The following is a 22,232-nucleotide window of genomic DNA, read 5'->3' on the forward strand; positions in this document are numbered from 1 at the left end:
CAGGTCGACGCGATGAAACGCCACGTCATCCGAGCATTCTGCCGGGCCGTAAGCGTTGACCAGACCGATGTCCGGGTAACGCAGCAGCCATTGGTGGGCCAGTTCAGGTGGCATGGCTTCACCGGTCGGCAGCATCCAGCGCAGGCCATCGAGGCTCATGTGTGCTTGAACGAGCATGCCCTGGATCAGCGACGGCACGCTTTCCAGCACGGTGACGCCTTGGGCCACCACGTGTGCCAGCACACCTTGCGGATCGTGGGCGATGGTGTTCGGCACGATGTCCACACGCGCGCCGAACAGCGGCGCGGCGAGGAACTGCCAGACGGAAATGTCGAAGCTTTGCGAAGCGGTCTGCGCGATGACGTCGGCATCGCTCAACTTCAGGTACGGCACCTTGCTCAACTGGTTATTGAGCATGCCGCGCTGCTCGACCATCACGCCCTTGGGCAGACCTGTGGAACCGGAGGTGTAAATCACGTAAGCGAGGTTATCCGGTCCACTGTATATCCCGGGATTGGCGACCGATGCAGCGCTCGCCTGCACCTCTTCCCAGACCAGCAACCTGGGCCGATGCGCACAGCTGAATGAATCCAGCAGCGAAACGGCCTGCTCCCGGCAAGCCTGGGTGCACACCAGCAACGGCGTGCGGCTGAGATCGAGGATGCGGCTCAAGCGTTGGCTCGGCAGGCCCGGATCCAGCGGCAGATAACCCGCACCGGCCTTGAAGCTGCCGATGATCATGCCCAGCAGATCGAGATTACGCTCGGCGAGCAGCGCCACCGGTTGATCCATCTGCACGCCGGCGGCGACCAGTGCATGGCCGAGACGGTTGCTGCACACGTTCAGTTCGGCATACGTGTGCCGCTGATCGAGACAGCTGGCCACCACTCGCTGCGGATGCGCGGCAACCTGCGCTTCGAACAGCGCAACGTAGCTCTGCTCCAGCGGATAATCGTGGGCACTCTGGTTGCACCCGTGGAGCAGGAAGTCCTGTTCCTCGACGCCCAGCAGCGGCAAGTCAGCCATTTCGCCATGGAAACCATCGACCAGCGCCAGCAGCAGACGCTTGAACTCGCCGAGCATGCGCTCGATGGTCGATTCGTCGAAGTAACGCTGGTCATAAGACAGGTGCAGACCCAGGTCATCGCCCGGATAACACACCGCCGTCAGGGGGAAGTTGGTGTGCGTACGGCCTGAGTCCGAGGTCGCATTCAGGCTCTGCGCGCGATCCAGTACCGAGACTTCCACCGGGGCGTTTTCGAAGACAAACAGACTGTCGAACAGCGGCTGGCCTTTCGGCAATTCGCTCTGTTCCTGGATGTTCACCAACGGCAGGTATTCGTACTCACGCAGTTGCATGTTGCTGTCGAGCAAACCGCTCAGCCACTGACGGACGCTGGCGCGCTGATCGTCCTCAGGCATTTTCACCCGCAGCGCGATGCTGTTGATGAACAGGCCGACCGTGCGTTGCATTGCCGGCATCTGCACCGGACGGCCGGCCACCGTGACACCAAACAACACGTCGCGATCACCGCTGAGGCGCCGCAGGACCAAGGCCCAGGCCGCCTGGGCGAAGGTATTGACGGTCAACTGATGGGCCTGGGCCAGTTCGCGCAGTTGCACACCGTCCCGGACAGCCAGACGGGTGTAACAGTCGCCGACGACCATGCCGCCGCTGTCGCCGGCATGCTCGCGCAGCAAGGGCCGATCGCTTGGAATCGGCGTTGTCCGTTCAAAACCCTGCAGATTGTCTTTCCACCACTGCCGGGCTTCGGCAAGGTTCTGCCGTTGCAGCCAGGCGATATAGTCACGATAACGCGGCGGTAGCGATAATTGCGCTTCGCGCCCCTCGCCCAAGGCGGTGTAGATCTCAAGGAAATCGTTCATCAATAGCGAACGGCACCAGGCATCGATAAGAATGTGGTGGTTGCTCATCATGAACCAGTAGCGCGCCGCGCCGACCCGGATCAGGCGCAGGTGAAACGGGGCCTGGTTGAGCAGGTCGAAACCGGCCTCGCGCTCGCTTTTCAGCAGCGCTTGCAGCTTCGGCTCCTGCTCGGTTTCGGCGATGGCGCTCCAGTCCAGATACTCGATTGGCGTACGGCCCGGCGTATGGATCACTTGCAGCATGTCTTCGCCGACGTTCCAGCAGAACGACGCACGCAACGCTTCATGACGGGCGACCACCGCTTGCCAGGCCTGGGCGAAACGCTCAGGGTCGAGTTCGCTGTTGATGCGGTAGCGATCCTGCATGTAGTAGAGGCCAGTGCCCGGTTCGAGCAAGGTGTGCAGCAACATGCCTTCCTGCATCGGCGTCAGCGGATAGACGTCTTCGATGTGCGCGGCAGGTACTGGCAGCGCATCGAGCTGGGGCTGGGTGAGTTTCGCCAGCGGGAAGTCCGACGGCGTCAGGCCTCCCGCGCCATCGCCCAGGCAATGCTCGATCAGACTCTGCAATTCTTCGAGGTAGGCGTGCGCCAGCTCGGCGATGGCCTGCGGGTCGTGACGCTCTGTACTGAAGGTCCAGCGCATTACCAGCTCACCGCCATAGACCTGGCTGTCGACGCTCAGCTCGTTGGGCAGCGGCGCCTCCGGATCGTGCGCCGCGCCGACCGGTTCGTCCAGCGGACGGAACAAGGCGTCGTCAGCAAAACTCTGGTCGAACTGGCCCAGATAATTAAAGGTGATCTGCGCCGCCGGCAAGGCCGACATGGCGTGGCGGCAGACGTCGTCGGCCAGGTACCGCAGTACCCCATACCCAAGGCCCTTGTGCGGTATGGCGCGCAGTTGCTCCTTGATTGCCTTGATCGTGTGCTCATGCTCAAGTCCTGGCGTCAGGCGCAGTCCGAATGCGCTGGTGAACCAGCCAACCGTGCGGCTCAGGTCGATGTCGTCAAACAGGTTCTCGCGGCCGTGCCCTTCAAGTTGAATCAGCGCCGACTCGTGCCCGGTCCAGCGGCACAGAACCCGGGACAAGGCACTCAGCAGCAGGTCGTTAACCTGCGTGCGATAGGCACTCGGCGCCTGTTGCAGCAACTGGCGGGTGCGCTCGCCGTCGAGGCGTACGCTGATGGTCTGGGCGTGGCGATGCTGGCGTCCACCTTCAGGGCGGGCGCACGGCAGCGCAACATCCGGCCCTGCCAATTGTGCCTGCCACCAACCCAATTCCTCACGCAGCGAATCACTGCCCGCGTAGGCCTGCAGACGAGCCGCCCAGTCGCGCAAGGCGCTGGTTTTCGCCGGTAACTCGACGGGTTTTCCCGCGAGCAATTGACGATAAACCGTCTGCACATCGTCCAGCAGTACTCGCCAGGACACGCCATCCACCACCAGGTGGTGAATGGCGATGAACAGGCGTTGCTGACCCTGCGGTCCATCCACCAGCAGCGCCCGCAACAACGGCCCCTGCTTGAGGTCCAGACTTCTCTGGGCGTCGGCGAACAGCGCGGTGCACTGTTCCATGGATTTGACCCGCACCTGCCACAGCACGGGGGTGTCGCTATCGATCCGATGTGCGGCGCGCCAGGCGCCAGCCACTGCGGTGAAGCGCAGCCGTAATGCATCGTGTTGCTCGATCACCGCCAGCAGTGCCTGCTCCAGGCAATGGGGTTCGAGCAGCACGGTCGGCTCCAGCAACAAGGCCTGGTTCCAGTGTTGAGGCTCAGGAATCTGGCTGTCGAAAAACCAGTGCTGGATCGGCGTCATTGGCGACTCACCGGTGAGCAGGCCTTGTTCGGCCACCACCTGTTCCGCACGCGTGGCGATGGCGGCGAGCGCCTGCACGGTCTGGTGCTGGAACAGGTCCCGTGGGCTGAAATGAATGCCCTGCTGACGGGCGCGGCTGACCACCTGGATCGACAGGATCGAGTCGCCACCCAGTTCGAAAAAGTTGTCGTTGAGACCCACCTGCGTGACGTTCAACACCTCGCACCAGAGGCTGGCCAGGGTCAGTTCAAGCTCGCTGCCGGGTGCCACGTAATGCTGACGGTTGAGCGCCGGGTCCGGCGCCGGAAGCGCGCGACGATCGAGCTTGCCGTTGGCCGTCAGCGGCCAGTGTGCCAACAGGATCAGGTGCATGGGCACCATATAGTCCGGAAGCTGGGCATTGAGGTGAGCCTTGAGGGATTCGCGCAGGCTGCTCTGTTGCGCGTCATCCTGCTCGGCGACCGCCGTCAGCAGGTAGCCCACCAGTTGCTTGCCACTTGGCGCATCAAGCGCCAGCACCACCGCTTCACGCACCGACTCATGCTCCAGCAGGCGATTTTCGATCTCGCCAGGCTCGATACGGAAACCGCGAATCTTCACCTGATGATCGATGCGGCCGAGGTACTCCACCAGCCCATCGCCGCGCTGGCGCACCCGATCTCCCGTGCGGTACAGGCGTGTGCCATCGGCGGCAAAGGGGTCGGCCACAAAGCGTTCGGCGGTCATGCCCGGACGCTGGTGGTAACCCTGGGCCAGGCCGGCACCGCCAATGAACAGCTCGCCCGTCGCGCCCTGGGGTACCAACGCCAGGTCGGCGTCGAGGATGTACCCAACCCGGGCGCCGATCACGCTGCCGATCGGTACGCTGCCCATGCCCTCTTCCAGGTGTTCCGGGGCCAGGCTGGACAGGGGCATGACCACGGTTTCAGTCGGGCCGTAAGCATTGAAGAACAGGCTCGGCTTGAACGCCCCGCGAATTCGTTGCAGATGTTCGCCGGTCAAGGCTTCGCCGCCGGTGATGCACATACGCACTGGCAGGGTTTCATTGCGGGTGGCCAGCCACTGCGCCAACTGACTGCCATAGCTTGGCGTGAAGCCAAGGATATTGATGTGGTGCCGACGGATCAGCTCGCAGATCTCCTGCGCATCCCACTGACCTTGCGCCCGCAAGACTACCTGGGCGCCGCTCAACAAAGGCACCAGCAATCGCTCGGTGGCGGCGTCGAAATTGATCGAATAGAAGTGCAGTTCGCAATCATCGACGCGCATGCCGAAGCGCTCGATCACCGCGCGGCAATGCATGGCGATTTCGCCGTGGGACACCATCACGCCCTTGGGTTTTCCGGTGGAACCCGAGGTGTAGATCAGGTAGGCCTGATGCTGGGGCAAGCTGCTGCGAGGCAGCTCTGCCTCCGGGTAATCGGCCAGGGCGGCGCTGTCATCTTCAAGGCACCAGCGCGAAACGCCAGTCGGCAACTCGCCCAGGGCCGTGAACATGGCCGAGTTGCTGAGGAGCAAGCCGATGCCACTGTCCTTGATCATGTAGTGCAATCGGTCCAGCGGGTATTCCGGGTCCAGCGGCACGTACGCGCCGCCGGCTTTGAGTATCGCCAGCAGGCCGACCACCATCTCCAGCGAGCGCTCCAGCGCCAGGCCAACCCGCACCTGCGGCCCGACTCCACGCTCACGCAGCATCCAGGCCAGGCGATTGGCCCGGGCGTCGAGTTCGGCATAGCTCAGGGTTTGCCCGGCGAAGGTCAACGCCGGTGCATCGTTGCGCAGCAGCGCCTGTTCACTGAACAGGTGATGCACGCACTGGTCCAGACGATGCTCGCCCGGCTCCACGCCGAGGCTGCCGAGCAGGTGTTTCTGCTCGTCGGCGGCCAGCAGCGGCAATTCGCTGAGACGTTGTTGCGGATCGGCAATCAGCGCTTCGAGCAAGTTGCGCCAATGCCTGGCCATGCGCGCGATGGTCGGTTCATCGAACAAATCGGTGCTGTAAGTCAGGCAGCAACCGAGGCGATGGTCGAGGTCGGTGACTTCCAGGTTGAGGTCGAATTTGGTCGCTCGCGCATCGTTGGCCAAGTACTCGACGGTCATGCCGGCGAGCATTCGGCTCTGCTGGAATTCCCAGCGCTGCACGTTGCACATCACCTGGAACAGCGGGTTGTACGCGGCACTGCGCGGTGGCTGCAGGGCTTCAACCAGATGATCGAACGGCAGATCCTGATGCGACTGGCCTTCGATCACGGTGTGGCGCACCTGCTCGAACAATTCGCCGACCGACATCATGCCGTCGAGCTGGCAACGCAGCACCTGAGTGTTGAGGAACGCACCGATCAGCCCTTCGCTTTCCGGGCGAATACGGTTGGCCACCGGCGCGCCGATGCGCAAATCGGTCTGGCCGCTGTAGCGGTAGAGCAGCGTGGCAAGCGCGGCAGTCATGGTCATGAACAGAGTCAGACCATTTTTTGCATTGAATGCACGAACGCGCGTAGCAAGGTCGTCGCTCAGATCAAAACGGAACAGCTCGCCCTGATGGCTCTGCACTGGCGGACGCGGGCGGTCACCGGGTAATTCCAGTAACGGATGTTCACGGCCGAGTTGCGTGGTCCAGTAGTCGAGTTGGCGTTGACGCTCACCGGACTCCAGCCAGTTACGCTGCCAGACGCTGTAGTCGAGGTATTGCACCGCCAGCGGCACCAGGGGAGATTCGCGGCCATCGACCAGCGCCTCGTACAGTGCGCTGAGCTCCCGGGCAAAGATGTCCATGGCCCAGCCTTCGGTGACGATATGATGCAACGTCAGCACCAGGTAGTACTCCTGCAAGGCCGTCCTGACCAGGCAGGCGCGCAGCAGTGGACCTGTTTCCAGATCGAAGGGTTTATGGGCCTCGGCGTCAGCCAGAAGCTGGACCTGGCGCTCGCGGTCAGCGTCTGCCAGCGCGCTGAAATCCTGCAATTCCAGGAGCACGCTGCTGTGCGGGTGAACCTGCTGTCGAGCCACACCGTCGACACTCGGGAAGGTGGTGCGCAGGGTTTCGTGGCGCAGGATCAGCGCTTGCAGCGCAGCGTCGAAGCGCTCGACATCCAGCTCGCCGCGCAGTCGCGCCATGCCACCGACGTTGTAGGCAGGGCTGTCGGGCTCCATCTGCCAGAGAAACCACATGCGCTGCTGGGAATATGACAGCGGCACCGGCTGGCTGCGGTCAACCTGCTCGATGGGCGGCTGCCGATTGATGTTGCCGCTGATTTGGAGCAAGCGTACCTGTTCGGCGAACGCACCGAGTTCACTGTTCTCGAACAGGGCTCGCAGCGGCAGTTCGACGTCACACGCCTGGCGGGTCCTGGAGATGATTTGCGTGGCCAGCAAAGAGTGGCCGCCAAGGGCGAAGAAGTCATCGCGCAGGCCTATCTGCCCATGGCCCAATACCTGGTGCCAGATGCCGGCGAGCTGCTGTTGCAGCGCCGTCACCGGCTCGACATGCTCGCACACCTGCCACAGCGGCTCCGGCAAGGCCCGGCGGTCGAGCTTGCCGCTGGGGCTCAGGGGCATCGCGTCCAGGCGCATCAGTTGCGCCGGCACCATGTACTCGGGCAGCTCGGCCGCCAGGGCAGCGAGCAGCCGGGTGTTATGCCCGTCATGTGGCTCAGCGTCAGGCGTAGCGGTGTAGTAACCGATCAGCTGTGCACCAGCGACCGTGTCGCGCACCAGCACCGCGGCCTGGGCGACGCCTTCCTGAGCCAGCAGGCGCGCCTCGATTTCCTGCGGTTCTACGCGGAACCCGCGTAATTTGACCTGCTGATCGAGCCGCCCGAGATATTCAAGCACACCGTCTGCGGTCCACCGCGCGCGGTCTCCGGTTCGGTACAGGCGCGCGCCCTGGCTGGCCCAGAGGGTCGACGACAAATCGTTCCGCAGTCAGCGCCGCACGTCCCAGGTAACCCCGCGCCAGGCCGAGACCGCTGATGCACAGCTCGCCCGGCACGCCGGCCGGGAGCGCATTCAATTCGCTGTCCAGTACCCGACACAGCACGTTGCCCAGCGGCCGGCCAATCGGCGAGCGCTCGCCATCGGCTGTGGTGCAATGCCAATGGGTGACGTTGATCGCGGTTTCGGTCGGGCCATAACGGTTGTGTAATTGCACCGCCGGCAGTTGCGCCAGTACGCGGTTGCGCAGTTCGGCCGGCAACGCTTCGCCGCCGGAGAACACGCGGCGCAGGCTGGTGCATTCGGCGCTCAGCGGCTCGTCGATGAACAGCGAGAGCAGTGGCGGCACAAAGTGCAAGGTGGTGACGCCGAACTGTTGCACCAGCCTCGCGATACGGTGGGGATCGCGGTGCTCGCCAGGTGCGGCAATCAGCAAGCGCGCACCGGTCACCAGCGGCCAGAAGCATTCCCACACCGATACGTCGAAACTGATCGGGGCCTTTTGCATCAGCACGTCAGTCTGGTCGAGTCGGTAAGTGTCCTGCATCCACTGCAGCCGTTCGGCCAGGGCCGCATGCGTATTGCCCACGCCCTTGGGCTGGCCGGTGGAGCCCGAGGTGTAGATCACATACGCCAGGTTGTCGCCTTGCAGGTGCAGGCCCGGTGCGTGGCTCGGCCAGCTTTCCAGGTGCAGGGTGTCCATCGCGATGACGCTGACGCCTTCGGTGGCCGGCAAGCGGTCGAGCATTCCGGTCTGGGTCAGCAGCAACCCGACCGCGCTGTCGGCGAGCATGTAGGCCAGGCGCTCGGCAGGGTAATCGGGGTCCAGCGGCACGTAGGCACCACCGGCCTTGATGATCGCCAACAGGCCGATCAGCAACTGCGGCGAACGCTCGGCGGCAATCGCTACGCGCACGTCAGGACCGACGCCTTTATCGCGCAGATAATGGGCCAGGCGGTTGGCCTGGGTGTGCAGTTGGGCAAAATCGAGGCTGCCGCTTTCCCAGATCAGCGCCGTACGTTCGGGGTCAGGCGCGCCTGTTCGTTGAGCTGGTCAGGCAGCCATTGAGTGGCCGGCGCGCGGGGGGCACCACTCCACTGCGCCAGTTGTGCCTGCTCGCTTGAGGTCATCAGGGGCAGGTCGCCGATGGCGGTACCAGGCTGCTGGCAAACCGCGCGCAGGAGGTTGCAATAATGCTCGGCCAGTCGCTCGAGGGTGCTGGCGTCAAACAGCTCGCTGGCGTAGTCGAAGGACAGGCTCAGGCGCCCCTTCTGGTCCTCTTCACTGTGCAATTGCAGGTCGAACTTGGCTTCGCGACTGTGCCACGGCAGTTCTTCGGCGAGCAGACCCGGCAGGCGTTTCAGCGCGCTGAGGTCGCGTTGCTGATGGTTGAACATGACCTGGAACAGCCCTTGTTCGCGGGCCTGCGGGAAGGCTTCGAGCAGTTGTTCGAATGGCAGATCCTGATGTGCCTGGGCACCGAGGGTGGTTTGGCGAGCCTGCGCCAGCAATTCGACGAAAGGCTGCCGCGAATCCACCTCGGCACGCATGACCTGGGTGTTGATGAAGAAGCCGATCAGGCCCTGGGTTTCCAGGCGCGGACGGTTGGCGTTCGGCACACCGATGCGGATATCACGTTGGCCGCTGTAGCGATGCAGCAGGCTCTGGAATGCCGCGAGCAACAACATGAACGGTGTCGAATCGTGGGCCTGCGCGGTCGTGCGGATCACCTCGCTGAGGCTGACGCTCAAACGCACGCTGTGGCGTGCGGCGCTGTGAACCTGCTGCGCAGAACGCGGGTGATCGCTGGCCAGTTCCAGGGTTGGATGCTCGTCGCCCAACTGCGTTTTCCAATACGCCAGTTGCCGCTCACCCTCCCCTTGCCCCAGCCATTGGCGCTGCCAGCTGGCGTAGTCGGCGTAATGGGTCTCCAGGGCACCCAGCGTGGCGGTCTGCCCCTGGGACGCGGCGGCGTACAGGCGCGAGAATTCGTCGAGCAAAACATTGAGCGACCAGCCGTCGGCGATGATGTGGTGCAGCGTCACCAGCAGTTGGTGATCTTCGTCATCGAGGCGGACCAGTGTCACCCACAGCAGCGGGCCTTTTTCCAGGTCAAACCGGGTGCGCGCTTCGTCTTCGCGGATCTGCTGGGCACGGGCTTCACGCTCGTGGGCCGGCAAGTCGCTGAGATCGATCAGTTGCAGGTTGAACTCGGTAGCTGCATCGACTTGTTGCAGGGCCACGCCGTCACGTTCGAAGAAGCGCGTGCGCAAGGATTCGTGGCGTTCGATCAGTTGCTGGAAGCTGGCGCGCAGGGCGTCTTCGTCCAGTTCGCCGCGCAACCGCAGGGCGCCGGGAATGTTGTAGGCGCTGCTTTGCGGGTCGAGTTGCCAAGTGATCCACAGACGGTTTTGCGCCAGCGATTGCGGCATCGGCTCGCTGCGCGACAACGCGCTGATTGCACCTTGGGCGCTGCCGCCGTCCTGTTGCTGCTGCGCCACCGCAGCGGCAAATGCACACAGGGTCGGCGCTTCGAAGAGCAATCGCAGGTTCAGCTCCAGACCGAGTTCTTCACGCACCTTGGCGATCACTTGAGTTGCCGCAATCGAGTTGCCGCCGAGCAGGAAGAAATGGTCGTCGGCGTTGACCTGTTTGACGTTGAGTTGCTCGGCCCAGATCTTGCCGATCAGCGCTTCGAGTTCAGAGACGCTGGTGCTCGACGCTGCGGTTTCGGCTGCGGTCGACGGGAACACCGCGTAGCTGTCGAGGCTGCCATCGGCCAGGCGATTACGGCACGCCGAACGCTGCAATTTGCCGCTGGAGGTTTTCGGCAACGCGCCCGGATTGAGCAGCACCACCACGCTCGGCGCTTCCTGATAAGCCTCGGCCACAGCTTGGCGGATGGCTTTGATCAACGCTTCCGGCGGCAGGATTTTCTGCACGCTGCGGCTGATTTCCGCGGCGATGCCGATGCCTTCGACACCGTCCACTGATACGGCAAATGCAGCGACGCGGCCCTTGCGCACCACTTCCACTTCATTCTCGACGGTCTTCTCGATGTCCTGCGGATAGAGGTTGTGTCCGCGCACGATCAGCATGTCTTTCAAACGGCCGGTGATGAACAGCTCACCGTCACGGACAAAGCCCAGGTCACCGGTACGCAGCCAAGTGCGGCCGGCGTGCTGGACGAACGTCTTGGCGCTGGCTTCGGGGTTACGCCAGTAGCCGTGGGCGATGCTCGGGCCGGCAGCCCAGACTTCACCGACAGCGTTATCGGCGAGTTCTTCGAGACTGATCGGCTCAACGATCATCACCGCATGCTCTGGCTGGCTGATGCCGCAACTCATGATCGGGCTGCCGTCACCCGGCTCGGCACGGTTTTGCGCCAGCGCCTGATCGTCCACGCGCAACGCTGGAATGCCGGTGCCTCGTGGTGTACCGGCAACGAACAGGGTCGCTTCGGCCAGACCGTACGAAGCCATGAAACTGTCTTCGCTGAAACCGCACGCAGTGAACTTCTCGGCGAAGCGTTCGAGGGTGTCGAGGCGGATCGGTTCGGAACCGGAATAGGCCACGCGCCAACGGCTCAGATCAAGGCGTTCAAGCGCCGACTCGCTGACTCGCTCACTGCACAAACGGTAGGCGAAATCCGGCCCGCCGCTGATGGTGCCGCCGTATTGGCTGATTGCTTCGAGCCAGCGCAACGGTCGACCAAGGAAGTACCCCGGCGACATCAATACACAAGGTACGCCACTGAAAACAGGCTGCAGCAAACCACCGATCAAACCCATGTCGTGGTACAGCGGCAACCAACTGACGATGACGTCGTCCGGGTTGACGTCGATGCCGAAGCCGTGACGGATCAACAGCTCGTTGGCGACCAGGTTACCGTGGCTGACCTGCACGCCTTTGGGCAGCGCGGTGGAGCCGGAGGTGTATTGCAGGAAGGCGATGTGATCCTGCGCCAGGCCGGGCTCGACCCAGTTCTCGGCCAGCGCGCTGTCGAGGGTATCGACACACAACAGCGGCGGTGCGCCTTCGATCTGCTGCAAGGCGTCGCGCAGGTCAGCGCTGGTCAGCAACAGACGCGGCTCGGCGTCGGCGATGATCGACAGCAGACGCTCCTGATGATGACGCCGTGCAGACTCCGGCGGGTAAGCCGGCACCGCGATCACGCCGGCGTACAGGCAACCAAAGAACGCCGCAACGTAGTCCGGGCCACTGGGAAACAGCAGCACCGCGCGATCGCCGAACTCAGCCTCGGCCTGCAACGCCGCTGCGATAGTACGTGCGCGCTGATCGAGTTCGCGATAACTGAGTACCACAGCCTGCTCTTCGTTTTCAGCCAGAAAACGCAAGGCCAGTTGATCCGGTGTCAACGCCGCACGGCGCTGCAGGGCGTGGACCAGAGTGCTGGGGAGTTCGAACGCGTCGGTCATGAGGTTTCCTGCGAAAAATTTGGGCTGTATGTATGCGGTGCCATTCACCAAGGAGAACGGATGGGGTCAGGCAAGAATTAGTCGTCGGCGTCGATCGCCAACAGGGCTGGCGTGCGTCAGCGTGTCGCAGTTCGCAAAACGCACCGGCAAGGAGCATTAATTCTCTTTCTCAATTGACAATCATTATCATTCAACCTAATTTGTCGCTCGATGTGTAGGGCAGCCGGCTCTCTGGCCGCTCCACTAACCTATTTGGCAGCAGGGTGATTTCCATGACGGAACAAGTATCCACAAGCAGGTGCGATTCACCGCTACTTCAGGCATTCGTCGACAATCGACTGATACTGGTCAAGATTGCAGCACGCATTACCGGGTGCCGGTCGCGCGCTGAAGACGTGGTACAGGATGCGTTCTTCCGCCTGCAGTCGGCGCCGCAGATCACCTCCTCCTTCAAGGCACAACTCAGCTACCTGTTCCAGATCGTGCGTAACCTGGCGATCGATCACTATCGCAAGCAGGCATTGGAACAGAAGTATTCCGGCCCGGAAGAGGAAGGCCTGAATGTGGTGATCCAGGGCGCGTCGCCGGAAACCTCGCACATCAATTTCTCGACCCTGGAAAACATCGCTGACGCCCTGACCGCAACTGCCCAGCCGCACCCGATATGCGTTCGAGATGTACCGCCTGCATGGCGTACCGCAAAAAGACATCGCCAAGGAACTGGGCGTGTCGCCCACCCTGGTGAACTTCATGATCCGCGATGCACTGGTGCACTGCCGCAAGGTGTCGGGAAGTCGGCGCGGATACGTTTGCACGGCGTTGAGATCTCGCAATTGCGGTGCGCTCAATCACGAGCAGGCTCACTCCCACACGGGATCTCCCACCCTGGACCCATGCCAAGCGCATATCCCCTGTGGGAGCCGGCGTGCTCGCGAAGGATGAATCAAGATCAATGAAGACCTTGATCCCTGGAACTCAAGCCAGCACACACCGTTCGAAAAACCGCTCCCGCCCCAACACCATCAACGCCGCCCGCTTGTGCGGAAAGTCGAACTCCTTCTCGCAGTGAAATCGCTGCCCCTGCATGTACCCGATCATCTTCGCGTTGTCCGCGCGCGGCTCGGCGACTACTCGCTGGGTGCGCGGGTCATCGAGAAACAGGTAGTGCGTCAGCGCCGATAACCAACTCGCCACTTTGTGCGGGCCGCGGTGCTGCTCTTCACCTACCAGCATATGGATTCCACGGTCGTAATCGCCCGCCTCGTAGAACGGCGCGAGGCGATCCTCCTTGGCCCAGTAGGCCTCGAAGTAGGCAAACGGCTGGTCATCGAAACAGCCGATCAGCGTCAGCGTGTGCGGGTCGGCCAGCAACTTGGCCAGATACTCCCGGTGCTGATCGAGGCTGCCCTCCTCCTGCCAGAAACTCGCAACCCGTGCGCTGTTCTGCCAGCGATTGAAGCGCGCCAGGTCATGTTCGATTTCGACCGTGCGCAGGGATATCCATGCCCCCAACCGCGCATCGAACCGTCGGTACACCTCGCCCCGAGGTTTGAGCGGCCGCAAGGGGTGGCGTTTGCCGTCGCTGATCACTGGATGCTGTGGGTAGCTGTTTACACTGGCCTGGCTCAACCAGGGCCGGGGCAACTGCCAGAACAGCGCGCGCTCGCAACGGTATTGGCCACTGATTTCACCGGTGACCAGCAAGCCGCTGAGCAGTGCCTCGGTGGGCAGTTCATCGAGGTGCCAGGTCAAGTGCTGACAGGCCGAATCGCGGGCGAACAACCAATAACAGGCCAGGTACAAGACTTCGCTGTCCGGGTGTTCGAAACGTTGATCGATGGCCACGTGCAGCGCAGGCTCGCGGTTCACTCGCAAGCTGAGCAACGGCTGCCCGTCGCAGCCGAGGCTCAAGCGGTCGGTGGTTTCATCCGCCACAAGGCACCGGCCATCGGGCAGAGCCAGGGCAGTCAGAGCGTTCAGATCAGGCATGGGTCAGGCTCACGTTAGTCGTCCACTGTTAAACGAGGTGACGTGAGCCGATCAGGGAAATTTAACCGAAGACAGAAAATACCCGACGTGCGATCCCCATCAGTCCCCAGGAACAGGGACCACGGCGATTTGGTACGGCGCAAAAATTTTCATCATCTGGCCGCTCTCCCGCAACTCTTTCAGCAACTTGCCAAAGGCTTCACCGCTGATGGGTGCTGCAGGACGAAGGATCGCGTAATGGTGATAGACCTGGTCCACCCGTTGTGACACCAGCAGCTGATCGGCGACTTTTGCGTTGCGCAGCAGGTAATCGCTCAGGTACGAACGCGTGACCAACGCGATGTCCGCCCGGCCGCGCAGCACCATGAGCAAATTGCTGTCATGGGAATAGGTCAGCGAGGCGTTGTAGCGTTGCGCAAGTTTTTTGGGGTCGGCGTCAAAGTTGGCGAACTCGTAGTGATACCCACTGAACAGTGCCAGACGTTTGCCGGCAAGTTCGGCAAAATAGTCTTGCTGGCGGTCCGGCCGCTGTTGCGCGACGAAAATCTCGGCATCTTCCAGGCCCATGTCGACCGTAACATGTGGAATGTCCTTCCAGCCCCAATCAGGATTCTCGAAGATCGCCATGTCCACCCGGCCTTGCTTGAAATCACCAAAGCGGCGGGGAATCGAAGTCGGCACCAGGACAAACTGGTAGTCATGCTGGGCAACATTCAATGCTTCGACCAGCTGTGGCAGCAAGCCAGTGTCGGCCCCCATTTCCGGACGCACAGTGTAGGGAGGGAAATGCGCCGCTCCGACTCGAACCAGCTGTGCCGCCTGAGAAGGCAGTACCCATAATGCGGGAAGCGCCGCCAGTAAAAACCGGAAGGCCGTCCGTGTTGGCGAGGACATCAAAACAACCTACTCCCGAAAATTACACTCTATGGGTTCAAGCCAGGCGGTTTCGCCCGATTAGCCAGTGGCTACTGGCAAATCACCACTATCGTGGCTCTTTCAATACCATGATCAAGGCCTCGTCCGCCAATTGATCAAGGCTCAAACTGCCACCGGCACGGAACCAGGTGGTGGTCCAGGACAGTGCGCCAGTGAGAAAACGACGCGTGATAAACACATCGCCGCCAATCAACCCGGCGTCCTTGGCCTCGCCGAGCACGTGCAGCCAGATATCTTCGTAGACGTCACGCAACGCCAGCACTTTGGCCTGGCCCTCCTCGGATAACGACCGCCATTCGTAGACCAGCACGGCCATGGCCTCACCGCTGCCGCCCATGATCGACTGCAATTCGCAGCGAATCAGCGCCAACACGCGCTCGCGCACGCTGCTGGCATCGGCAAGCGCCGCACGCATCAGAGCGGTGTTGTAACGGATGGTTTCTTCCATCACCGCGCGGAGGATTTCATCCTTGCTTTTGAAGTGATGAAAAATGCTTCCAGACTGAATCCCCACCGCCCCGGCCAGATCACGCACGGTGGTGCGCTCATAGCCTTTGTTGCGGAACAGGTGAGCCGCCACTTGCAGCAGTTTGCCGCGGGCGCTGTCGGGGTCGGTCAACTGGCCTTGGTCGACCAATTCGCGCATGACCCTCAGGGCTTTTTGCTCGTCCACCCGTTCTCTCCTACAGTCGATCAATCCAGATGCGCCGCTCGCCGCTGAAACCGCAGGGTTGCGCGCAATTTAAGCCGCCGACGGCGACCAAGCAAGCGCTTGGGCAGAAGATAATTTTAGGCATTTACAAACCAAGCGCTTGCTTGGTAGCCTCGAATCGTAAATCAGCAGTCACGCAGCGGTAGTCTCCCAACACTGTCGACGGAGGTGAGCATGAAGCCAACTGTGCCGGAAACCATTCGCATCGGGTGCGCCAGCGCGTTCTGGGGCGACACTTCGACGGCCGCGGCGCAGCTGGTGGAAGGGGGACGCCTGGATTACCTGGTGTTCGATTACCTGGCCGAGATCACCCTGTCGATCATGGCCGGCGCACGCATGAAAGACCCGCAGGCGGGGTTTGCCGGCGACTTTATCGACGTCCTGACGCCGCTGCTGCCGCAACTGGCCGAGCAAGGCATTCGGGTGATCAGCAACGCCGGCGGGATCAATCCACAAGCCTGCGCTGCGGCCCTGCAAGCTGCTTGCGACAAGGCCGGGGCGGGGTTGAAAATTGCCGTGTTGCTGGGCGACGACCTGCAACCGCAGCTCAAGCAGCTCAGGACCCTCGGCATCCAGGAGATGTTCAGTGGCGCGCCGTTGCCGGCGATGTGCGTCTCCACCAACGCTTACCTCGGCGCGCCGGGCATCGTTGAAGCCCTGCGGCTGGGCGCCGATATCGTCATCACCGGCCGCGTGGTCGACAGCGCCGTGGTCAGCGCCGCACTGGTGCATGAGTTCGGCTGGTCGTGGCACGACTACGACAAACTCGCCCAGGCCGCGCTGGCCGGGCACATCATCGAATGCGGCGCACAATGCACCGGCGGTAACTTCACTGACTGGCGCGACGTGCCCGACTACGAGCACATCGGTTTTCCAATTGTTGAAGTCAGCGCCGACAGCCAATTCATCGTCAGCAAACCCGAAGGCTCCGGCGGACTGGTCACACCGCTGACCGTGGGTGAGCAGATGCTGTATGAAATCGGCGACCCACACGCCTACCTGCTGCCCGACGTGGTCTGCGATTTCAGTCAGGTCAGGCTCGTGCAACAGGGTAAAAACCGGGTTCAGGTGCACGGCGCCAAGGGCCTGCCGCCGACTGACCAGTACAAGGTCAGCGCCACCTTCCTCGACGGTTTTCGCTGCACTGCCAGTTGTCTGATCGCCGGGATCGATGCGGTCGACAAGCGCCCGGCGCGTCAGCGCCGCGATTATCAATAAAACCTCGGACATCTTCAGCCAGCGCGGCTGGTTGCCCTACAGCGAGGTCAATGTCGAACTGCTCGGCAGCGAAGCCACCTACGGTTCTCACGGTCAGCGCCAGGACACCCGCGAGGTGGTGATCAAGCTGGCCGTGCGGCATCCGGACAAACAGGCGTTGATCCTGTTCTCTAGGGAAATCGCCCAGGCCGCCACCGGCATGGCGCCGGGATTGACCGGCATCGTTGGCGGCCGGCCAACGGTGTACCCGCTGATCCGTCTGTTCTCGTTCCTGATTGATAAATCCGCGTGCACCCTGGGTATTCACTTCGACGGTCAACGTCATCCCTGTGCCCTGCCCGCCATCGCGATGCTCGACACCCAGGACTTGCCGGTGCCGCTCGATCCGCCCAAACCGGTCGGCCTGGCCGACGCCAGCGTCGAGCTGGTCAAGCTGGCGGTTGCGCGCTCCGGGGACAAGGGCAACCACAGCAATATAGGGGTCATGGCCCGGGAAGCAGAATACCTGCCGTGGATCGCCGAAGCCTTGACCCCGGAGGTGCTGGTCGACTGGATGAGCCATGTTCTCGACCCGGTATACGGGCGAGTCGAGCGCTGGTACCTGCCGGCCACCCACAGCCTGAACTTCCTGCTGGAGAACGCCCTCGGCGGCGGTGGCGTGGCCAGTCTGCGCATCGACCCGCAAGGCAAGGCGTTCGCCCAGCAACTGCTGGAAATCCAGATACCGGTGCCGCAGAGCATCGCCGACCAGGTCAACTAGAGGACTGTCACCGTGGCCTACGATTCGATTTTCAAAGCCGGCTTGTTTACCGGGCAAAACATCATCGTGACTGGTGGCGGCAGCGGCATCGGCCGTTGCACCGCCCATGAACTGGCGGCATTGGGTGCCCATGTAATGCTGGTGGGGCGCAACGCGGCCAAGCTGGAGAACGTCGCTGGCGAGATAACCGCAGATGGCGGCCAGGCCGACTGGGTCGTGTGCGATATCCGGGAGGAAGAAACGGTGCGGCATATTGTCAGCGAATTGATCCGCGAGCATGGCCCCATCCATGGCCTGGTCAACAATGCCGGTGGGCAGTTCCCTCGGCGCTGGCCTCAATCAACCAGAAGGGTTTCGAGACCGTGATGCGCACCAACCTGGTGGGCGGTTTCCTGATGGCCAGGGAAGTGTTCAATCAATCCATGAGCAAGCACGGCGGCTCGATCGTCAACATGCTCGCCGACATGTGGGGCGGCATGCCGGGCATGGGCCATTCCGGCGCCTCGCGCTCGGGTATGGACAACCTGACCAAAACGGCGGCATTCGAGTGGGGGTACGCCGGTGTGCGGGTCAACGCGGTGGCGCCCGGCTGGATCGCCTCAAGTGGCATGGACACTTACGAGGGTGCGTTCAAGGCAGTGATTCCTACCCTGCGCGAGCATGTACCGCTCAAGCGCATCGGCACCGAATCGGAAGTCAGCGCGGCGATTGTTTTCCTGCTCAGCCCGGCGGCTACATTCATTAGCGGCAGCACCCTGCGCATCGATGGCGCGGCGAGTCTTGGCGGGCGGGCGTGGCCCATGCACAAGGCGCACAACAGCGAATCGTACAACGGCTTTCACCGAGCGTACCTGCCCGAAGTACTTCAGGACAAGGACTAAGCCATGCCGGTCATACAGTCCCAGGTCGACCCCTTCAGCCAACATTTCGCGCAGAACCATGCCGCAATGCTGACGGGTATCGAGCAGATGCGTCAGCTCGAACAGAATCTTCTGAACAAGGCTGCCGAGGCAAAATCCAGGTTCGACCAGCGCGGGCAATTGCTGCCCCGGGAACGTCTCAACCTGCTGCTGGATCCCGGCGCGCCTTTTCTCGAACTGGCGAGTCTGGCCGGTTACAAGCTGCACGATGACAAGGATGGCCATTCGGCAGGTGGCGGCCTGATCGCCGGCATCGGTTACGTGTCCGGTGTGCGCGTGCTGGTGGTGGCGAACAACAGCGCGATCAAAGGCGGGACCATTTCCCCAAGTGGTCTGAAAAAATCCCTGCGCCTGCAGCAGATCGCCATGGAGAACAAATTGCCGGTCATTACCCTGGCCGAAAGCGGTGGTGCCAACCTCAATTATGCGGCGGAAATTTTTGTCGAAGGCGCACGCAGCTTTGCCAATCAGGCCCGGATGTCGGCCATGGGCTTGCCGCAGATTACCGTGGTGCACGGCTCGGCCACAGCGGGCGGTGCTTATCAGCCCGGCCTCTCGGATTACGTGGTGGTGGTGCGCGGCAAGGCCAAGCTGTTTCTCGCCGGCCCGCCGCTGCTCAAAGCCGCCACCGGTGAAGTCGCCACGGATGAAGAACTCGGTGGCGCCGAGATGCACGCACAAGTGGCAGGTACGGCGGAGTACCTGGCGGAAAACGATGCAGACGGCGTGCGCCAGGTGCGTGAGATTCTGCGCCTGCTGCCATGGAACACGCGCCTGGCCATGCCCCCTCGGCCATCGTTCGAAGAACCTCTATACCCCATCGAAGAACTGCTCGGGTTGATCCCCGACGATGCGAAAAAACCCTACGACGCGCGGGAGATCATTGCGCGGATCGCCGACGGATCGTACTTTCTCGAATTCAAGGGTGAGTTCGATCAGCAAACGATCTGCGGCCAGTTGAAGATTCAGGGCCGCGCCTGCGGCTTCATCGGCAACAACGGCCCGATCACACCGAACGGCGCCAGCAAAGCCGCGCAGTTCATCCAACTGTGCGACCAGAGCCAGACGCCGCTGCTGTTTTTCCACAACACCACAGGCTTCATGGTCGGCACCGAATCGGAACAGCAAGGCGTGATCAAACACGGCTCGAAACTGATTCAAGCGGTGGCCAATGCGCGGGTGCCCAAACTGACCGTCGTCGTCGGCGGTTCATACGGCGCCGGCAACTACGCGATGTGCGGGCGCGGTCTTGATCCGCGCTTCATCTTCGCCTGGCCGAACAGCCGCACCGCGGTGATGGGTGGCGCGCAGGCCGGCAAAGTCTTGCGCATTGTCACAGAGGCCAAGCAACTCAAGGACGGTCTGGTGCCAGACCCGAAAATGCTCGACATGCTTGAGCAGGTCACCGCGCAGAAACTCGACAGCCAGTCCACCGCGCTCTACGGCAGCGCAAACTTGTGGGACGACGGGCTGATCGATCCACGCGACACGCGCACGCTGCTCGGCTACTTGCTGGATATTTGCCACGAAGCGGACATGCGCAACCTGCAACCCAACAGCTTCGGCGTCAGCCGGTTCTGACCGCCTCGGACCTCTCGGAGAACAATAACAATGATCTTCACCCCGGAACACGAAGCCCTGCGCCGTACCGTCCGCCAGTTCGTCGAGCACGAGATCAACCCGCACGTCGATGAATGGGAAAAGGCCGGACGCTTTCCCATCCACGAGATTTTCCGCCAGGCCGGCGACCTCGGTTTGCTGGGCATTTCCAAACCGGAAAAATTCGGCGGCATGGGCCTCGATTACAGCTATTCGATTGTCGCCGCTGAAGAGTTCGGCACCATTCATTGCGGCGGCATTCCGATGTCGATCGGCGTGCAGACCGACATGTGCACTCCGGCGTTGGCGCGTTTTGGTAGCGACGAACTGCGGGAAGAGTTCTTGCGCCCGGCGATTACCGGCGAGCAGGTCGGTTGCATCGGAGTGTCGGAGGTCGGAGCCGGTTCTGACGTCGCCGGGCTCAAAACCAGCGCACGCAAGGATGGCGACGATTACGTGATCAACGGCAGCAAAATGTGGATCACCAACTCACCGAGCGCCGATTTCATCTGTTTGCTGGCCAACACTTCGGACGACAAGCCGCACATCAACAAGTCGCTGATCATGGTGCCGATGAACACGCCGGGCATCAGTCTCAGTTCGCACCTGGACAAGCTCGGTATGCGCAGCTCGGAAACCGCACAGGTGTTTTTCGACAATGTGCGCGTGCCGCAGCGCAACCGCATCGGCCATGAAGGCGCCGGGTTCATGATGCAGATGCTGCAGTTTCAGGAAGAACGCCTGTTCGGTGCGGCGAACATGCTCAAAGGCCTGGAATACTGCGTCGACAGCACCATCGAGTACTGCAAAGAGCGCAAGACCTTTGGCAATGCGCTGATCGACAATCAGGTCATCCACTTCCGTCTCGCCGAACTGCAGACCGAAATCGAGTGCCTGCGCGCGCTGGTCTATCAAGCCACCGAGCAGTACATCAAGGGTCAGGACGTCACCCGCCTGGCGTCGATGGCCAAGCTCAAGGCCGGGCGCCTGGGGCGTGAAGTCAGCGACAGCTGCCTGCAATATTGGGGCGGCATGGGTTTCATGTGGGACAACCCGGTGGCTCGCGCCTATCGCGATGTGCGGCTGGTGTCGATTGGCGGCGGCGCCGACGAAATCATGCTGGGGATCATCTGCAAACTGATGGGCATCTTGCCGGGGAAAAAGAAATGAGCCGACTGCCCGAATGCCAGACCCTGCTCCTGGAATTGCATGGCGGCGTGCTGCACATCACCCTCAACCGCCCCGAAAGCCGCAATGCGATGAGCCTGCAGATGGTCGCCGAGCTGCGGGGCTTGTTGGCGAACGTGCGCGAGGACCAGGCCATTCGGGCATTGGTGATCGGCGGCGCCGGGGGCATTTTTGCGCGGGTGGCGACATCAAGGACATGGCCAACGCCCGCGGTCAGGGCGCAGATGCTTACCGCGACTTGAACCGGGCGTTCGGTGCTTTGCTGGAAGAAGCCCAGCACGCACCGCAAGTGTTGATCTGCCTGTTGCAAGGCGCAGTCATGGGCGGTGGTTTCGGCCTGGCCTGTGTCAGCGATATCGCCATCGCCGAGCACAAGGCGCAGTTCGGTTTGCCGGAAACCAGTCTGGGGCTGATCCCGGCGCAGATCGCGCCATTTGTCGTGCAACGTATTGGTCTGACTGAAACGCGCCGACTGGCCCTGACGGCTGCACGCTTCGATGGCCATCAAGCACGGCGTTTGGGCCTGGTGCATTTTGTCGAGGAGGATCCTCAGGCGCTGGCCGAGCGTCTGGATGAAGTGCTGCAGCATGTGCTGTGTTGTGCGCCGGAGGCGAATGCACTGACCAAGCGTCTGTTGCTGGCCAGTGCCGGGCAGCCGTCGAGTGAGTTGCTGGATGAGGCGGCGCAATGGTTCAGCGACGCAGTGACCGGGCCTGAGGGAGTCGAGGGGACTATGGCTTTCGTGCAAAAACGTAAACCAGGGTGGGCTCTGTGAAAGCATCGCAGGCAAGCCAGCTCCCACAGGGTTCGTCAACGCCACAGATCCTCTATCGGA

The 22,232-nt window shown here is 62.2% G+C and carries 8 protein-coding genes and 4 pseudogenes; 6 read left to right on the forward strand and 6 right to left on the reverse strand.

Annotated elements, in window-relative coordinates; translation table 11 throughout:
- The 3 genes from JFT80_RS25540 to JFT80_RS25550 all read right to left on the reverse strand — a co-directional run.
- Positions 1–7,536 (reverse strand): non-ribosomal peptide synthase/polyketide synthase (locus tag JFT80_RS25540; protein WP_374091361.1); only part of this gene is annotated, 7,536 nt, incomplete at its 3' end.
- Entirely contained in the window at positions 7,529–8,647 is a 1,119-nt protein-coding gene (locus JFT80_RS25545; RefSeq protein ID WP_374091363.1) for an amino acid adenylation domain-containing protein, read from the reverse strand. The genes JFT80_RS25540 and JFT80_RS25545, both read right to left, overlap by 8 nt.
- Positions 8,644–12,075 carry a condensation domain-containing protein gene (locus tag JFT80_RS25550; protein ID WP_374091362.1) on the reverse strand — a complete coding sequence of 1,144 codons (3,432 nt, stop codon included), beginning with the start codon at positions 12,073–12,075 and terminating at the stop codon, positions 8,644–8,646. Before JFT80_RS25550 ends, JFT80_RS25545 begins: the two co-directional genes overlap by 4 nt.
- A gap of 272 nt (positions 12,076–12,347) precedes the next feature.
- Between JFT80_RS25550 and JFT80_RS15260 the strand changes: the two are divergent.
- Positions 12,348–12,906 (forward strand): annotated as a pseudogene (locus tag JFT80_RS15260) (RNA polymerase factor sigma-70); the annotation flags it as partial.
- Between the two features lie 144 nt (positions 12,907–13,050).
- Here JFT80_RS15260 and JFT80_RS15265 read toward each other — a convergent pair.
- From JFT80_RS15265 to JFT80_RS15275, 3 genes are all read right to left on the reverse strand, one after another.
- Positions 13,051–14,064, reverse strand: a complete 1,014-nt coding sequence (locus JFT80_RS15265) for a GNAT family N-acetyltransferase (RefSeq protein WP_201148434.1) — start codon at positions 14,062–14,064, stop codon at positions 13,051–13,053.
- A gap of 99 nt (positions 14,065–14,163) precedes the next feature.
- Positions 14,164–14,958, reverse strand: a complete 795-nt coding sequence (locus tag JFT80_RS15270; RefSeq protein WP_201148435.1) for an ABC transporter substrate-binding protein — start codon at positions 14,956–14,958, stop codon at positions 14,164–14,166.
- Positions 14,959–15,046: 88 nt separating this feature from the next.
- On the reverse strand, positions 15,047–15,673 hold the full coding sequence (locus JFT80_RS15275) for a TetR/AcrR family transcriptional regulator (protein WP_201148436.1): 627 nt from the start codon (positions 15,671–15,673) through the stop codon (positions 15,047–15,049).
- A 225-nt stretch (positions 15,674–15,898) separates the two neighbouring features.
- Between JFT80_RS15275 and JFT80_RS15280 the strand changes: the two are divergent.
- From JFT80_RS15280 to JFT80_RS15300, 5 genes and pseudogenes are all read left to right on the forward strand, one after another.
- Positions 15,899–17,690 (forward strand): annotated as a pseudogene (locus JFT80_RS15280) (acyclic terpene utilization AtuA family protein).
- Positions 17,691–17,702: 12 nt separating this feature from the next.
- A pseudogene (locus JFT80_RS15285) lies at positions 17,703–18,571 on the forward strand (SDR family oxidoreductase).
- A 3-nt stretch (positions 18,572–18,574) separates the two neighbouring features.
- On the forward strand, positions 18,575–20,191 hold the full coding sequence (locus JFT80_RS15290; RefSeq protein WP_201148437.1) for an acyl-CoA carboxylase subunit beta: 1,617 nt from the start codon (positions 18,575–18,577) through the stop codon (positions 20,189–20,191).
- A gap of 30 nt (positions 20,192–20,221) precedes the next feature.
- Positions 20,222–21,379 (forward strand): citronellyl-CoA dehydrogenase, encoded by a 1,158-nt coding sequence (atuD, locus tag JFT80_RS15295; RefSeq protein WP_201148438.1) that lies wholly within the window; start codon positions 20,222–20,224, stop codon positions 21,377–21,379.
- Positions 21,376–22,172, forward strand: a pseudogene (locus tag JFT80_RS15300) (enoyl-CoA hydratase/isomerase family protein). The gene atuD and the pseudogene JFT80_RS15300 overlap by 4 nt, the downstream one beginning before the upstream one ends.
- Positions 22,173–22,232: the final 60 nt, after the last annotated feature.

The organism is Pseudomonas sp. TH10, assembly GCF_016651255.1.
Taxonomy (GTDB): Bacteria; Pseudomonadota; Gammaproteobacteria; order Pseudomonadales; family Pseudomonadaceae; genus Aquipseudomonas.

What these genes read in the sequence shown, in the direction of transcription:
- JFT80_RS25550 (WP_374091362.1), bottom strand. Translation starts at nt 12,075, where the DNA reads ATGACCGACGCGTTCGAACTCCCCAGCACTCTGGTCCACGCCCTGCAG.
- JFT80_RS15265 (WP_201148434.1), bottom strand. Translation starts at nt 14,064, where the DNA reads ATGCCTGATCTGAACGCTCTGACTGCCCTGGCTCTGCCCGATGGCCGG.
- JFT80_RS15270 (WP_201148435.1), bottom strand. Translation starts at nt 14,958, where the DNA reads ATGTCCTCGCCAACACGGACGGCCTTCCGGTTTTTACTGGCGGCGCTT.
- JFT80_RS15290 (WP_201148437.1), top strand. Translation starts at nt 18,575, where the DNA reads ATGCCGGTCATACAGTCCCAGGTCGACCCCTTCAGCCAACATTTCGCG.
- atuD (WP_201148438.1), top strand. Translation starts at nt 20,222, where the DNA reads ATGATCTTCACCCCGGAACACGAAGCCCTGCGCCGTACCGTCCGCCAG.